Origin of the sequence: Thauera butanivorans NBRC 103042 (genome assembly GCF_001591165.1) — a bacterium.
Taxonomy (GTDB): Bacteria; Pseudomonadota; Gammaproteobacteria; order Burkholderiales; family Rhodocyclaceae; genus Thauera; species Thauera butanivorans.
The window spans coordinates 1-15,438 of the sequence record NZ_BCUG01000082.1; the positions used below are offsets into that span (position 1 = coordinate 1).

Below are 15,438 nucleotides of genomic sequence, written 5' to 3' on the forward strand. Positions count from 1 at the left end.
GCTCGCTGACCGATGCAAAGGCGTGCCCTGGCGGGCGCGCCTCGTAGTCTCTGCTGCAGGGGTATAGCTCAACTGGCAGAGCGTCGGTCTCCAAAACCGAAGGTTGGGGGTTCGATTCCCTCTGCCCCTGCCACAATTTTTTCGGGTGGTTTTCCGCAATGGCCGATAAGTTGAAGTTTGCGCTGGCTCTGGCTTTGCTGGCTGCCGGTGTTGTCGGCTTCTATCTGCTTTCCGAGCAGCCGCTCGTGCTTCGTGTGCTGTCCGTCCTGCTGGGCGTGGCCGCGGGCATTGCCGTGGCGTGGTTCTCCGTGCCGGGTCGCCGCTTCGTTGAGTTCGCGCGCGAAGCGGTCGTCGAGACGAAGAAGGTCGTCTGGCCGAGCCGCAAGGAAACGGTTCAGACGACGGGTCTCGTGTTCGCCTTCGTGGTCGTGATGGCGATCTTCCTGTGGCTGACCGACAAGAGCCTGGAATGGGTTCTGTACGATCTCGTTCTGGGTTGGAAGTGATATGACGAAGCGTTGGTACGTGGTTCATGCCTATTCCGGCTTCGAAAAGTCGGTGCAGCGGGCGCTCATCGAGCGCGTCAACCGCGCGGGCATGCAGGATTTCTTCGGTCAGATCCTGGTTCCGGTCGAAGAGGTCGTCGAGATGAAGGGCGGCCAGAAGAGCATTACCGAACGCAAGTTCTTCCCGGGCTACGTGCTCGTCGAGATGGAAATGAACGACGAGAGCTGGCATCTGGTGAAGTCCACGCCCAAGGTCACCGGCTTCGTCGGCGGTACGGCCAACAAGCCGGCGCCGATTTCCGACAAGGAAGTCGAAAAGATCATGCAGCAGATGCAGGACGGCGTCGACAAGCCGCGTCCCAAGGTGCTGTTCGAGATCGGCGAGGTCGTCCGCGTCAAGGAAGGCCCGTTCACCGACTTCCACGGCTCGGTGGAAGATGCCAACTACGAAAAGAGCAAGCTGCGCGTTTCCGTGACCATCTTCGGCCGCGCGACGCCAGTCGAACTGGATTTCACCCAGGTCGAGAAGACCTGAGTGTCGAGCGGCAGGCCATCTGGCCTGCCGTAGCCCGTTCACGGCCGTCTCGGGAAGATTGTCCCGGGCTTTGGTGAACGGCAAGCAAGGCGAGGAGCGCCGGGTCTGACCGGTGCGCTAGCACTCAATACAGGAGCAAGCCGCAATGGCAAAGAAAATCATTGGCTACATCAAGCTGCAGGTGCCGGCCGGCAAGGCCAACCCCAGCCCCCCGATCGGTCCGGCGCTGGGTCAGCGCGGTCTGAACATCATGGAATTCTGCAAGGCCTTCAACGCCAAGACCCAGGGTCTCGAGCCGGGCCTGCCGATCCCGGTGGTGATCACCGCGTTTGCCGACAAGTCCTTCACCTTCATCATGAAGACGCCGCCGGCGACCGTGCTGATCAAGAAGGCTGCCGGCCTGCAGAAGGGCTCGGCGAAGCCGCATACCGACAAGGTCGGTTCGATCACCCGCGCCCAGGTCGAGGAAATCGCCAAGACCAAGCAGCCCGACCTCACCGCTGCCGATCTGGAAGGCGCCGTGCGCACGATCGCCGGTTCCGCCCGCAGCATGGGCATCACCGTGGAGGGCCTGTAATCATGGCGAAACTTTCCAAGCGAGTTCAGGCGCTGCGCGCCAAGGTCGACCGCAACCAGAGCTACCCGGTGGCTGAAGCCCTGACCCTGGTCAAGGAGTGTGCGACCGCCAAGTTCGACGAATCGATCGACGTCGCCGTGAATCTCGGCGTCGATGCACGCAAGTCCGACCAGGTCGTCCGTGGCTCGGTGGTGCTGCCCGCCGGTACCGGCAAGAGCGTCCGCGTCGCCGTGTTTGCCCAGGGCGACAAGGCCGAAGCCGCACGCGCCGCAGGGGCCGAAGTCGTCGGCTTCGACGATCTGGCCGAGCAGGTCAAGGCCGGCAAGCTCGACTTCGACGTCTGCATCGCCACGCCGGATGCCATGCGCGTCGTCGGCCAGCTGGGCCAGATCCTCGGTCCGCGCGGCCTGATGCCGAACCCGAAGGTCGGCACCGTGACCATGGACGTTGCCACCGCGGTCAAGAACGCCAAGGCTGGCCAGGTACAGTACCGTACCGACAAGGCCGGTCTGGTGCACGCCACCATCGGCCGTGCATCCTTCGGTGTCGACGCGCTGCAGCAGAACCTGTCGGCCTTCGTCGACGCGCTGGTCAAGGCCAAGCCGGCTGCCGCCAAGGGCGTCTATCTGCGCCGCATCGCGGTCTCCAGCACCATGGGTGCCGGTGTCCGCGTCGATCCGAGCAGCGTCAACGCTGCCTGATCCATGCGCCGCCCCGAAGGGCGGCGCGAACAGAACTTTGGGCCGTGCCGGACCATGTCCGGCACGGATCGTCAAAGACCGCAGGTGCGAAAGGCCTAGCCAGGTTTTGGCCGACCGTCTAATCGTCTTCGGACGGCCTGCGCAGATGGTGTGCCCAGAACAGGATTCTGGCTGCGATGCAGCCGCGCTCCTGATCCAGGTCGCCGTGGGTGCGGATCGCGTGTTTTCGGTCCGTGTGTTGACTTGAAAAGGAGGAAAGGCCTGTGAGCCTCAATCTCGATGACAAGAAAGCCGTAGTGGCTGAGGTGTCGGCACAGGTGGCCAACGCCCAGACTATCGCGGTGGCCGAGTATCGCGGCGTTGCGGTGGGCGATCTCACCGTGCTGCGTGCCAAGGCCCGCGAAGCTGGCGTTTACCTGCGCGTGCTGAAGAACACCCTGGTCCGTCGTGCGATCGCCGGTACCCCGTTCGAGGGGTTGGCCGATCAACTGACCGGCCCGCTGATCTATGGCATCTCGGCCGATCCGGTCGCTGCTGCCAAGGTGCTGAACGACTTCGCCAAGGGCAACGACAAGCTGGTGCTGAAGGCTGGTTCCTATGCGGGCAAGACGCTCGACCAGGCCGGTGTGAAGGCGCTCGCCTCGATCCCGAGCCGCGAGGAACTGCTGGCGACCCTGCTGGGCGTCATGCAGGCGCCGGTGTCGGGCTTCGCCTGCGCCATGGCTGCGCTCGCCAAGAAGCGCGAGGAAGAAGCCGCTGCCTGATCGCAGCCGCTTTCTCGCCCCGTTCGCACAAGCAAACTGAACATAATCGATTCTGGAGTTTTTGAAATGGCAATCACCAAAGAAGACATCCTCGAAGCCGTCGGCGCGATGACCGTGATGGAACTGAACGACCTGGTCAAGGCGTTCGAAGAGAAGTTCGGCGTTTCCGCCGCCGCGATGGCCGTGGCCGCCCCGGGTGCCGGCGCTGCCGCTCCGGCTGCCGAAGAGAAGACCGAGTTCGACGTCGTGCTGACCGCCGCCGGCGACAAGAAGGTCGAAGTCATCAAGGTCGTCCGCGCTGCCACCGGCCTGGGCCTGAAGGAAGCGAAGGACGTGGTCGACGGCGCGCCGAAGACCGTGAAGGAAGGCGCTTCGAAGGCCGACGCCGAAGCGCTGAAGAAGCAACTGGAAGACGCTGGCGCCAAGGTCGAGATCAAGTAAGACCCGGCTTTCCAGCGGGGCTGGCATTCTTCGGAATGCCAGCCCTTTCGTGCTTTGTGCCGAAGCTTGCGGGCGTCGCCGGCAGGCCAGGGACGAAGCCAGAGCAGAGCGTTTGCGGGCCGCATCGCGGCCAGGATTGAAGCGGACGCTGTGTTCTGTTTTTAGATGTCAGCCCTCTAGCCGGAGCATCCATGGCGTATTCCTACACCGAAAAGAAACGTATCCGCAAGAGCTTCGCCAAGCGCGCGGCCGTGCTCGATGCGCCTTTCCTGCTCGCCACCCAGATCGAGTCCTTCGCCGAATTCCTGCAGGCCGAAACCCTGCCGGAGGCAAGGCGCAACCAGGGCCTGCAGGCGGCCTTCACCTCGATCTTCCCGATCTCGAGCCACAGCGGCAACGCGCGGCTCGAGTTCGTCCAATACATGCTGGGCGAGCCAGCCTTCGACGTGAAGGAGTGCCAGCAGCGCGGCCTTACCTTCGCTTCGCCGCTGCGCGCGCGCGTGCGCCTGGTCATCATGGACCGCGAAGCGCCCAAGGAAACGATCAAGGAAGTGAAGGAGCAGGAAGTGTACATGGGCGAGATTCCGCTCATGACCACCACCGGCTCCTTCGTCATCAACGGTACCGAGCGCGTCATCGTCTCGCAGCTGCACCGTTCGCCCGGCGTGTTCTTCGAGCACGACCGCGGCAAGACCCACTCCTCGGGCAAGCTGCTGTTCTCGGCCCGCATCATCCCCTACCGCGGCTCTTGGCTCGATTTCGAGTTCGATCCGAAGGACTACCTGTACTTCCGCGTCGACCGCCGCCGCAAGATGCCGGTGACGATCCTGCTGCGTGCCATCGGCATGAGCCCGGAAGAGATCCTGGCAACCTTCCACGACTTCGACAACTTCCATCTGCAGGGTGAAGGCGCCCAGTTCGAGCTGGTGCCCGATCGCCTGCGCGGCGAAGTGGCGCGCTTCGACATCGTCACGCCGGACGGCAAAATCATCGTCGCGCGTGACAAGCGCATCACCTCCAAGCACATCCGCGAGATCGACCAGGCCGGCGTCAAGACCATCGGCGTGCCGGACGAATTCGTCCTCGGCCGCGTGATCGCCAACGACATCGCCGATCCCGAGACCGGCGAAGTGCTGGCGCGCGCCAACGACGAACTGACCGAGGACCTGCTGGACAAGCTGCGCATCGCCGGTGTCACCGATCTGCGCACGCTGTACATCAACGACCTCGACCGCGGCGGCTACATCTCGCAGACCCTGCGCATCGACGAGACCACCGACCAGTGGGGCGCCAAGGTCGCGATCTACCGCATGATGCGTCCGGGCGAGCCGCCCACCGAGGATGCGGTGGAAGGCCTGTTCAACGGCCTGTTCTATGCCGAGGAGCGCTACGACCTGTCCTCGGTCGGCCGCATGAAGTTCAACCGCCGCGCCTATCCCGAGAAGATCGACGACAAGGCGCCGGGCTGGCTGAAGCGCTTCTACGAGCGCGTCGGCGCGCAGGGCGAGGATGGCCCGGGCGTGCTGGTCAATGAGGACATCCTGGCCGTGATCGGCGTGCTGGTCGAACTGCGCAACGGCCGCGGCGAGATCGACGACATCGACCACCTCGGCAACCGCCGTGTGCGCTCGGTCGGCGAACTGGCCGAAAACCAGTTCCGCGCCGGCCTGGTGCGCGTCGAGCGTGCGGTCAAGGAGCGTCTGTCGCAGGCCGAATCCGACAACCTGATGCCGCACGACCTGATCAACGCCAAGCCGATCTCGGCCGCGATCAAGGAGTTCTTCGGCTCCAGCCAGTTGTCGCAGTTCATGGACCAGACCAACCCGCTGTCCGAGATCACGCACAAGCGCCGCGTCTCGGCACTGGGCCCGGGCGGCCTGACGCGCGAACGCGCCGGCTTCGAGGTGCGCGACGTGCACCCGACCCACTACGGACGCGTGTGCCCGATCGAAACGCCGGAAGGTCCGAACATCGGCCTGATCAACTCGCTGGCCGTGTATGCCCGCACCAACCGCCACGGCTTCCTCGAGACGCCCTACCGCAAGGTGGTGGACGGCAAGGTCACCGACCAGATCGACTTCCTGTCGGCGATCGAGGAAGGTCAGTACGTGATCGCCCAGGCGAACGCCGAGATCGACGAGGCCGGTGCGCTGGCCGGCGACCTGGTTTCGTGCCGCCACAAGGGCGAGTTCCTGTTGGCGACCGCGGACATGGTCCAGTACATGGACGTCGCGCCGGGCCAGATCGTGTCGGTCGCCGCCTCGCTGATTCCCTTCCTGGAACACGACGACGCCAACCGCGCACTGATGGGTGCCAACATGCAGCGCCAGGCCGTGCCCTGCCTGCGCCCGGAGAAGCCGCTGGTCGGTACCGGCATCGAGCGCCGCGTGGCGGTCGACTCGGGCACCGCGGTGCAGGCGACCCGTGGCGGCGTGGTGGACTACGTGGATGCGAACCGGGTCGTGATCCGGGTGCACGACGACGAAACCCTGCCGGGCGAAGTCGGCGTCGACATCTACAACATGATCAAGTACACCCGTTCCAACCAGAACACCAACATCAACCAGCGCCCGGTGGTGAAGGTGGGCGACATCATCGCCAAGGGCGACGTGGTGGCCGACGGCGCCTCCACCGACCTCGGCGAACTGGCCCTGGGCCAGAACATGCTACTCGGCTTCATGCCGTGGAACGGCTACAACTTCGAAGACTCGATCCTGATCTCCGAGCGCGTCGTCGCCGACGACCGCTTCACCTCGATCCACGTCGAGGAACTGACCGTCGTCGCCCGCGACACCAAGCTCGGGCCCGAGGAAATCACCCGCGACATCGCCTCGCTGGGCGAGGCGCAGCTGTCGCGCCTGGACGAGTCGGGCATCGTCTACATCGGTGCCGAAGTCGAGGCCGGCGACGTGCTGGTCGGCAAGGTCACGCCCAAGGGCGAGACCCAGCTGACGCCGGAAGAAAAGCTGCTGCGCGCGATCTTCGGCGAGAAGGCCTCCGACGTGAAGGACACCTCGCTGCGCGTGCCCTCCGGCATGGTCGGCACCGTCATCGACGTGCAGGTGTTCACCCGCGAGGGCATCGAGCGCGACAAGCGCGCGCAGTCGATCATCGACGACCAGCTGCGCAGCTACAAGACCGACCTCGCCGACCAGATGCGCATCGTCGAGCGTGACGCCTTCGCCCGTATCAAGCGCATGATCCTGGGCCAGAAGGTCAATGGCGGGCCGAAGAAGCTCGCCAAGGGCGCCGAGTTGAGCGAGGAATACCTCGACTCGCTCGAGTTCTACCACTGGTTCGACATCCGCCTGGCCGACGAAACGCTGGCGACCCAGCTCGAAGCCGTGCGCGAAGGCCTCGAGAACACCCGCAAGGACTTCGACCAGGCCTTCGAGATCAAGAAGAAGAAGCTCACCCAGGGCGACGAACTGCCGCCGGGTGTGCAGAAGATGGTCAAGGTCTACCTGGCGGTCAAGCGCCGCCTGCAGCCGGGCGACAAGATGGCCGGCCGTCACGGCAACAAGGGCGTGGTGTCGAAGATCGTGCCGGTCGAGGACATGCCCTACATGGAAGACGGCACGCCGCTCGACATCGTGCTGAACCCGCTGGGCGTGCCGTCGCGGATGAACATCGGCCAGATCCTCGAGACCCACCTGGGCTGGGCGGCCAAGGGCCTGGGCCAGCAGATCGACCGCATGCTGCAGGCGAAGGCCGCGGTCGACGAGCTGCGCGGCTTCCTCGAACAGATCTACAACGGCAGCGGCAAGCCGGAAGACATTGCCGGGCTGAGCGACGAGGAAGTGGTCGATCTGGCGTCCAACCTGCGCAAGGGCGTGCCTTTCGCCACGCCGGTGTTCGACGGTGCCAAGGAATCCGAGATCGAGCAGATGCTCGAACTCGCCGGCCTGCCCGTCGGTGGCCAGGTGACGTTGTTCGACGGCCGCACCGGCGAGCCTTTCGAGCGCAAGGTCACGGTGGGCTACAAGCACGTGCTCAAGCTGCACCACCTGGTCGACGACAAGATGCACGCCCGTTCGACCGGTCCGTACTCGCTCGTCACCCAGCAGCCGCTGGGCGGCAAGGCGCAGTTCGGTGGCCAGCGCTTCGGTGAAATGGAAGTGTGGGCGCTGGAAGCCTACGGCGCGGCCTACACGCTGCAGGAGATGCTGACGGTCAAGTCCGACGATGTGACCGGCCGGACCAAGGTGTACGAAAACATCGTCAAGGGCGAGCACAAGATCGATTCCGGCATGCCGGAATCCTTCAACGTGCTGGTGAAGGAAATCCGCTCGCTCGCGATCGACATCGATCTCGACCGCGACTGAGATCCGCGAATTTCCGCCACCAACCTGCCTGCGATTGAATCCCGGGGCCGCCGCACACGACGCGGCGGTCCGGATGGAGTGATACATGAAAAGCCTGCTCGCTGACCTGTTCAAGCAAACCCTGCCGAACGAGGAAGAGTTCGACGCGATCACCATCGGGCTTGCCTCGCCCGACAAGATCCGCACCTGGTCCTACGGCGAAGTGAAGAAGCCGGAGACCATCAACTACCGCACCTTCAAGCCGGAGCGCGATGGCCTGTTCTGCGCCAAGATCTTCGGCCCGGTCAAGGACTACGAGTGCCTGTGCGGCAAGTACAAGCGCCTCAAGCACCGCGGCGTGATCTGCGAGAAGTGCGGCGTCGAGGTGACGCTGTCCAAGGTGCGCCGCGAGCGCATGGGCCACATCGAGCTGGCCTCGCCGGTCGCCCACATCTGGTTCCTGAAGAGCCTGCCCAGCCGTCTCGGCATGGTGCTCGACATGACCCTGCGCGACATCGAGCGCGTGCTGTACTTCGAAGCCTTCGTCGTCGTCGAGCCGGGCATGACCCCGCTCAACCGCGGCCAGCTGCTGACCGAGGACGACTACCTCGCCAAGGTCGAGGAATATGGCGACGACTTCGATGCCGTGATGGGCGCCGAAGGCATCCGCGAGCTGCTGCGCACGCTCGACGTCAGCCTGGAAGTCGAGAAGCTGCGCGGCGACCTCGAGACGACCAACTCCGAAGCCAAGATCAAGAAGTTCTCCAAGCGCCTGAAGGTGCTGGAGGCCTTCCAGCAGTCGGGCATCAAGCCGGAGTGGATGGTGCTCGAAGTGCTGCCGGTGCTGCCGCCCGACCTGCGCCCGCTGGTGCCGCTGGACGGCGGCCGCTTCGCCACGTCCGACCTGAACGATCTCTACCGCCGCGTCATCAACCGCAACAACCGCCTGAAGCGCCTGCTCGAACTCAAGGCGCCCGACATCATCGTGCGCAACGAGAAGCGCATGCTGCAGGAAGCCGTCGACTCGCTGCTCGACAACGGCCGCCGCGGCAAGGCCATGACCGGCGCCAACAAGCGCCCGCTGAAGTCGCTGGCCGACATGATCAAGGGCAAGGGCGGCCGTTTCCGCCAGAACCTGCTGGGCAAGCGCGTCGACTATTCGGGCCGTTCGGTGATCACCGTGGGCCCGCAGCTCAAGCTGCACCAGTGCGGCCTGCCCAAGCTGATGGCGCTGGAGCTGTTCAAGCCCTTCATCTTCAACAAGCTCGAACTGATGGGGCTGGCCACGACCATCAAGCAGGCCAAGAAGATGGTGGAGTCGCAGGAGCCGGTGGTGTGGGACATCCTCGAAGAGGTGATCCGCGAGCATCCGGTGCTGCTGAACCGCGCACCGACGCTGCACCGCCTGGGCATCCAGGCTTTCGAGCCGGTGCTGATCGAAGGCAAGGCGATCCAGCTCCACCCGCTGGTCTGCGTCGCCTTCAACGCCGACTTCGACGGCGACCAGATGGCCGTCCACGTGCCGCTGTCGCTGGAGGCGCAGATGGAAGCCCGCACCCTGATGCTGGCCTCCAACAACGTGCTGTCGCCGGCCAACGGCGAGCCGATCATCGTGCCCTCGCAGGACATCGTGCTCGGCTTGTACTACGCCACCCGCGAGGGCATCAACGTGCCGGGCGAAGGCATGCTGTTTACCGACGTGTCGGAAGTCAAGCGCGCCTACGAATCCGGCCAGATCGCGCTGCACGCGCGCATCACCGTGCGCCTGAAGGAGGCCGACCTCGGCCCCAACGGTGAGCGCATCGAGAAGATCAATCGCTACGAGACCACCGCCGGCCGGGCCATCCTGTCGGAGATCCTGCCGGCCGGGCTGCCGTTCAGCGTCATCGACAAGCCGCTGAAGAAGAAGGAAATCTCCAAGCTCATCAACGCTTCGTTCCGCCGCTGCGGCCTGCGCGCGACGGTGATCTTCGCCGACCGCCTGATGCAGTTCGGCTACGGCCTGGCGACCCGCGCCGGCCTGTCGATCGCGGTCAAGGACATGCTGGTGCCGACCGCCAAGCACGACCTGATCCGTGCCGCCGAAGCCGAGGTCAAGGAAATCGCCCAGCAGTACACCTCCGGTCTGGTGACCGACGGCGAGCGCTACAACAAGGTGGTCGATATCTGGGGCCGCTGCGGCGACCAGGTCGCCAAGGCGATGATGGAACAGCTCGGTTCCGAGGAAGTGGTCGACCGCGAAGGCAAGACCGTCCGCCAGGAGTCGTTCAACTCGATCTACATGATGGCCGACTCGGGGGCGCGCGGTTCCGCAGCGCAGATCCGCCAGCTGGCCGGCATGCGCGGCCTGATGGCGAAGCCGGACGGCTCGATCATCGAGACACCGATCACGACGAACTTCCGTGAAGGCCTGAACGTTCTGCAGTACTTCATCTCGACCCACGGTGCGCGTAAGGGTCTGGCCGACACGGCGTTGAAGACCGCGAACTCCGGCTACCTGACCCGCCGCCTGGTAGACGTCACCCAGGATCTGGTGGTGATCGAGGACGACTGCGGCACCCGCGAAGGCTTCGCGATGAAAGCGCTGATCGAAGGCGGCGAGGTCGTCGAGCCGCTGCGCGAGCGCATCCTGGGCCGCGTCACGGCCGAGGACGTCGTCAATCCGGACACGCAGGAAACCGTGATCGAGGCGGGCAGCCTGCTCGACGAGAATGCGGTCGATGCGATCGAAGGCCTCGGCGTGGACGAAGTCAAGGTGCGCACGCCGCTGACCTGCGAAACCCGCTACGGCCTGTGCGCCAAGTGCTACGGCCGCGACCTCGGCCGCGGCTCGATGGTCAATGCCGGCGAAGCGGTCGGCGTCATCGCCGCGCAGTCGATCGGCGAGCCCGGCACCCAGCTGACCATGCGTACCTTCCACGTCGGCGGCGCCGCATCGCGGGCCGCTGCCGCGAGCGGCGTCGAGGCCAAGTCGGGCGGCACCATCCGCTTCGCCGGCAACATGCGCTACGTCTCCAACGCCAAGGGCGAGAAGGTCGTCATCGCGCGCTCGGCCGAAGTCGTGGTTGCCGACGACATGGGCCGCGAGCGCGAGCGCCACAAGCTGCCGTACGGCGCGATGCTGCTGGTCGACGACGGTGCGGCGGTCAAGGCGGGCACGCAACTGGCGACCTGGGATCCGCATACCCGCCCGATCGTCACCGAGTACAGCGGTACGGTGAAGTTCGAGAACGTCGAGGAAGGCGTCACCGTCGCCAAGCAGATCGACGAAATCACCGGCCTGTCCACGCTGGTCGTGATCGACTCCAAGCGCCGCTCGGCGACCGGTGCAGCCAAGGGCGTGCGGCCGCAGGTCAAGCTGCTGGACGAGAACGGCGAGGAAGTGAAGATCGCCGGCACCGACCACGCCGTGGCGATCACCTTCCAGGTCGGGTCGCTGATCACGGTCAAGGACGGCCAGCAGATCGGCGTCGGCGAAGTGCTGGCGCGCATTCCGCAGGAATCGGCCAAGACCCGCGACATCACCGGCGGCCTGCCGCGCGTCGCCGAGCTGTTCGAAGCGCGCGCGCCGAAGGACGCCGGGATGCTTGCCGAATACACCGGCACGGTCTCGTTCGGCAAGGAGACCAAGGGCAAGCAGCGCCTGGTGATCACCGAGCCGGACGGCACTGCGCACGAGTTCCTGATCCCGAAGGACAAGCACCTGATGGTTCACGACGGTCAGGTGGTGAACAAGGGCGAACTCATCGTCGACGGCCCGGCCGATCCGCACGACATCCTGCGCCTGCAGGGCATCAACGAACTGGCCCGCTACATCATCGACGAGGTCCAGGACGTCTACCGTCTGCAGGGCGTGAAGATCAACGACAAGCACATCGAGGTGATCGTCCGCCAGATGCTGCGCCGCGTCGTGATCACCGATGCCGGCGACACCCGATTCATCCGCGAGGAGCAGGTGGAGCGCTCCGAGGTGCTGGACGAGAACGACCGCATGGAAGCCGAAGGCAAGCTGCCGGCGCAGTACGAGAACGTGCTGCTCGGCATCACCAAGGCTTCGCTATCGACCGACTCCTTCATCTCGGCGGCGTCCTTCCAGGAAACCACCCGCGTGCTGACCGAAGCGGCAATCATGGGCAAGCGCGACGAGCTGCGCGGCCTGAAGGAAAACGTCATCGTCGGCCGCCTGATTCCGGCCGGCACCGGCCTGGCCTACCACCGCAGCCGCAAGGCGCAGGAGCAGGGGGTCGATCTGGGACCGGAACATGCGTGGGCGACCGAGATCGCCGTCGAACCGAATCAGGACATCGAGGCCGGTTGACTTTTTCTTCCGTCTCGGAATAGAATCCGGCCTCTTTTTGTGGACCGACCAATCGTAGTCGGTCGCAGCCGGAATAATCCGCCCGAGGCGGCCCGTGGTGGGCTGCCTCGGTTTTTTGGGAAATTCTTAAGCTATGCCAACAATCAATCAGCTTGTCCGCAAGCCGCGCCAGATGGAAGCTTCGAAGAGCAAGGTTCCTGCCCTGGAAGCTTGCCCGCAGAAGCGTGGTGTGTGCACCCGCGTCTATACCACGACCCCGAAGAAGCCGAACTCGGCGCTGCGCAAGGTCGCCAAGGTTCGCCTGACCAACGGTTTCGAGGTCATCTCGTACATCGGCGGTGAAGGTCACAACCTGCAGGAGCACTCCGTCGTGCTGATCCGTGGCGGTCGTGTGAAGGACTTGCCCGGTGTGCGTTACCACATCGTTCGCGGCTCCCTCGACTTGCAGGGCGTCAAGGATCGCAAGCAGTCGCGTTCCAAGTACGGCGCGAAGCGTCCGAAGAAAGCCTGATTGTTGGCCCAAGAAATTTAGCGAGAGGTTGTCATGCCGCGTCGTCGTGAAGTACCCAAGCGCGATGTCCTGCCGGATCCGAAGTTCGGTAGCCAGGACGTTTCGAAGTTCATCAACGTGATCATGCAGTCGGGCAAGAAGTCCGTTGCCGAACGCATCGTCTATGGTGCGTTCAATCACATCACTGCCAAGGCCGGCAAGGATCCGCTGGAAGTGTTCTCGGCGGCGGTCGGCAACGTCAAGCCGGTGGTCGAGGTCAAGAGCCGCCGCGTCGGTGGTGCCAACTACCAGGTTCCGGTCGAAGTGCGTCCGTCGCGCCGCATGGCGCTGTCGATGCGCTGGCTGCGCGAAGCCGCGCGCAAGCGTGCCGAGAAGTCGATGGCCCAGCGCCTCGCCGGCGAGCTGCTCGAGGCCGCCGAAGGCCGTGGCTCCGCCATGAAGAAGCGCGAAGAAGTGCACCGCATGGCCGAAGCCAACAAGGCGTTCTCGCACTTCCGCTTCTGATCCTCGTCGGCAGCGGTACCTCGGGCCCTGTACAGGGCTCGATTGTTTTCTAACGCAAGAAATTCGTTGATCGCGACCAGTGCGCGCATAACAGAAGGCAGGTAAAACGTGGCTCGCAAGACTCCCATCGAGCGCTACCGCAATATCGGTATCTCCGCTCACATCGACGCCGGCAAGACGACTACGACCGAGCGTATCCTCTTCTACACCGGCGTGAGCCACAAGCTCGGCGAGGTGCATGACGGCGCTGCGACCACCGACTGGATGGCGCAGGAGCAGGAGCGCGGCATCACGATCACCTCGGCGGCCGTGACCTGCTTCTGGAAAGGTATGGACCAGTCCTTCCCCGAGCACCGCTTCAACATCATCGACACCCCGGGACACGTCGACTTCACCATCGAAGTCGAACGCTCGATGCGCGTGCTTGATGGCGCCTGCATGGTCTACTGCGCGGTGGGCGGTGTTCAGCCCCAGTCCGAGACCGTGTGGCGCCAAGCCACCAAGTACAAGGTGCCGCGCCTGGCCTTCGTTAACAAGATGGACCGCTCCGGCGCCAACTTCTTCAAGGTCGTCGAGCAGATGAAGACCCGCCTGAAGGCGAACCCGGTGCCGGTCGTCGTGCCCATCGGCGCCGAAGACAGCTTCAAGGGCGTCGTCGATCTGCTGAAGATGAAGGCGATCATCTGGGACGAAGCGTCCCAGGGCATGAAGTTCGAGTACGGCGAGATTCCGGCCGACATCGTCGGTGTTGCCGAGGAATGGCGCGCCAACATGGTCGAGGCGGCTGCCGAGGCGTCCGAAGAGCTGATGAACAAGTACCTCGAGGACGGCGAGCTGTCCGAGGAAGAGGTCATTGCCGGCCTGCGCGCCCGTACCCTGGCGTGCGAGATCCAGCCGATGCTGTGCGGTACCGCGTTCAAGAACAAGGGCGTGCAGCGCATGCTCGACGCCGTGATCCAGTACCTGCCGTCGCCGGTCGACATTCCGCCGGTCGCCGGCGTCGATGACGACGACAAGGAAGTCGTGCGCCATGCCCGGGACGACGAGAAGTTCTCGGCGCTGGCCTTCAAGCTGATGACCGACCCCTTCGTCGGTCAACTGACCTTCATCCGCGTCTATTCGGGCGTGCTGGAGTCGGGCTCGACCGTGCTGAACTCGGTCAAGGGCAAGAAGGAGCGCATCGGCCGCCTGCTGCAGATGCATGCCAACGACCGCGAGGAGATCAAGGAAGTGCTGGCGGGCGACATCGCCGCCGTGGTCGGCCTGAAGGACGTGACCACCGGCGAGACGCTGTGCGACGTTTCGGCGCCGGTGATCCTCGAGCGCATGGTCTTCCCGGATCCGGTGATCCACGTCGCCGTCGAGCCGAAGACCAAGGGCGACCAGGAGAAGATGGGTCTGGCGCTCAGCCGCCTGGCTGCCGAAGATCCGTCCTTCCGCGTGCGCACCGACGAAGAGTCGGGCCAGACCATCATCTCGGGCATGGGTGAACTGCACCTCGAGATCATCGTCGACCGCATGAAGCGCGAATTCAACGTCGAAGCCAACGTCGGCGCGCCGCAGGTCGCCTATCGCGAAACCATCCGCAAGGCCGCCAACGACGTCGAAGGCAAGTTCGTCAAGCAGTCCGGCGGCCGCGGCCAGTACGGCCACGTCGTCATCAACCTCGAGCCGGCCGAGCAGGGCAAGGGCTACGAGTTCGTCGATGCGGTCAAGGGTGGCGTGGTGCCGCGCGAATACATCCCCGCGGTCGACAAGGGCATCCAGGAAACCCTCAACAACGGTATCCTCGCCGGCTTCCCGGTGGTCGATGTCAAGGTCACGCTGCATTTCGGTTCGTACCACGATGTGGACTCGAACGAAAACGCGTTCAAGATGGCCGGTTCGATGGCGTTCAAGGAAGCCATGCGCCGCGCCAGCCCGGTACTGCTCGAGCCGATGATGGCGGTCGTGGTCGAGACGCCGGAAGACTACATGGGCAACGTCATGGGCGACCTGTCGGGCCGTCGTGGCATCGTCCAGGGCATGGACGACATTCCGGGCGGCATGAAGGAAATCAAGGCCGAGGTGCCGCTGGCCGAAATGTTCGGCTACGCTACCCAGCTGCGCTCGCTGACCCAGGGTCGCGCGACCTACTCGATGGAGTTCAAGCACTACGCCGAAGCTCCGAAGAGCGTTGCCGAAGCCGTCATCAGCAGCCGCAAGTAATTTTCAGATTCACAGTAACGACAAACCAGAGGACTCACAGACATGGCAAAGGGTAAGTTCGAACGTACC

General features: G+C 64.4%; 11 protein-coding genes and 1 tRNA gene. All 12 read left to right on the top strand.

The annotated features are described in order from the left end of the window. The first annotated feature begins 57 nt into the window (after nucleotides 1–57). The 12 genes from TBU01S_RS21320 (at nucleotide 58) to fusA (ending at nucleotide 15,369) form a co-directional block, all read left to right on the top strand. A tRNA-Trp gene (locus TBU01S_RS21320) sits at nucleotides 58–133 on the top strand. 25 nt (nucleotides 134–158) lie between these two features. Continuing rightward, nucleotides 159–506 (top strand): preprotein translocase subunit SecE, encoded by a 348-nt coding sequence (gene secE / locus TBU01S_RS21325; protein WP_068639511.1) that lies wholly within the window; start codon nucleotides 159–161, stop codon nucleotides 504–506. A gap of 1 nt (nucleotide 507) precedes the next feature. Further along, the gene (nusG, locus tag TBU01S_RS21330; RefSeq protein WP_068639512.1) at nucleotides 508–1,041 is read left to right on the top strand and encodes a transcription termination/antitermination protein NusG; all 534 of its coding nucleotides are present in this window, start codon (nucleotides 508–510) and stop codon (nucleotides 1,039–1,041) included. Between the two features lie 145 nt (nucleotides 1,042–1,186). Further along, entirely contained in the window at nucleotides 1,187–1,618 is a 432-nt protein-coding gene (gene rplK, locus TBU01S_RS21335) for a 50S ribosomal protein L11 (protein ID WP_068639513.1), read from the top strand. 2 nt (nucleotides 1,619–1,620) lie between these two features. Next, nucleotides 1,621–2,319: a 50S ribosomal protein L1 gene (gene rplA, locus TBU01S_RS21340; protein WP_068639514.1), complete on the top strand. Its 699-nt coding sequence runs from the start codon at nucleotides 1,621–1,623 to the stop codon at nucleotides 2,317–2,319. A 263-nt stretch (nucleotides 2,320–2,582) separates the two neighbouring features. Beyond that, the gene (gene rplJ / locus TBU01S_RS21345; RefSeq protein WP_068639515.1) at nucleotides 2,583–3,083 is read left to right on the top strand and encodes a 50S ribosomal protein L10; all 501 of its coding nucleotides are present in this window, start codon (nucleotides 2,583–2,585) and stop codon (nucleotides 3,081–3,083) included. Nucleotides 3,084–3,149: 66 nt separating this feature from the next. After that, entirely contained in the window at nucleotides 3,150–3,524 is a 375-nt protein-coding gene (rplL, locus tag TBU01S_RS21350) for a 50S ribosomal protein L7/L12 (RefSeq protein WP_068639516.1), read from the top strand. 191 nt (nucleotides 3,525–3,715) lie between these two features. Continuing rightward, nucleotides 3,716–7,849 (top strand): DNA-directed RNA polymerase subunit beta, encoded by a 4,134-nt coding sequence (gene rpoB, locus TBU01S_RS21355; RefSeq protein ID WP_068639517.1) that lies wholly within the window; start codon nucleotides 3,716–3,718, stop codon nucleotides 7,847–7,849. 85 nt (nucleotides 7,850–7,934) lie between these two features. Beyond that, on the top strand, nucleotides 7,935–12,146 hold the full coding sequence (rpoC, locus tag TBU01S_RS21360) for a DNA-directed RNA polymerase subunit beta' (RefSeq protein ID WP_068639518.1): 4,212 nt from the start codon (nucleotides 7,935–7,937) through the stop codon (nucleotides 12,144–12,146). A gap of 133 nt (nucleotides 12,147–12,279) precedes the next feature. Further along, nucleotides 12,280–12,657, top strand: a complete 378-nt coding sequence (gene rpsL, locus TBU01S_RS21365) for a 30S ribosomal protein S12 (RefSeq protein ID WP_004258162.1) — start codon at nucleotides 12,280–12,282, stop codon at nucleotides 12,655–12,657. A gap of 33 nt (nucleotides 12,658–12,690) precedes the next feature. After that, on the top strand, nucleotides 12,691–13,161 hold the full coding sequence (gene rpsG / locus TBU01S_RS21370; protein ID WP_068639519.1) for a 30S ribosomal protein S7: 471 nt from the start codon (nucleotides 12,691–12,693) through the stop codon (nucleotides 13,159–13,161). Between the two features lie 108 nt (nucleotides 13,162–13,269). After that, nucleotides 13,270–15,369, top strand: coding sequence for an elongation factor G (fusA, locus tag TBU01S_RS21375; RefSeq protein WP_068639520.1), 2,100 nt, complete (start codon nucleotides 13,270–13,272; stop codon nucleotides 15,367–15,369). Nucleotides 15,370–15,438 lie beyond the last annotated feature (69 nt).

Coding starts and splice junctions, on each gene's coding strand:
- rpsG (WP_068639519.1), top strand. CDS start 12,691: ATGCCGCGTCGTCGTGAAGTACCCAAGCGCGATGTCCTGCCGGATCCG.
- secE (WP_068639511.1), top strand. CDS start 159: ATGGCCGATAAGTTGAAGTTTGCGCTGGCTCTGGCTTTGCTGGCTGCC.
- rpoC (WP_068639518.1), top strand. CDS start 7,935: ATGAAAAGCCTGCTCGCTGACCTGTTCAAGCAAACCCTGCCGAACGAG.
- rplL (WP_068639516.1), top strand. CDS start 3,150: ATGGCAATCACCAAAGAAGACATCCTCGAAGCCGTCGGCGCGATGACC.
- rpsL (WP_004258162.1), top strand. CDS start 12,280: ATGCCAACAATCAATCAGCTTGTCCGCAAGCCGCGCCAGATGGAAGCT.
- rpoB (WP_068639517.1), top strand. CDS start 3,716: ATGGCGTATTCCTACACCGAAAAGAAACGTATCCGCAAGAGCTTCGCC.
- rplA (WP_068639514.1), top strand. CDS start 1,621: ATGGCGAAACTTTCCAAGCGAGTTCAGGCGCTGCGCGCCAAGGTCGAC.
- nusG (WP_068639512.1), top strand. CDS start 508: ATGACGAAGCGTTGGTACGTGGTTCATGCCTATTCCGGCTTCGAAAAG.
- rplK (WP_068639513.1), top strand. CDS start 1,187: ATGGCAAAGAAAATCATTGGCTACATCAAGCTGCAGGTGCCGGCCGGC.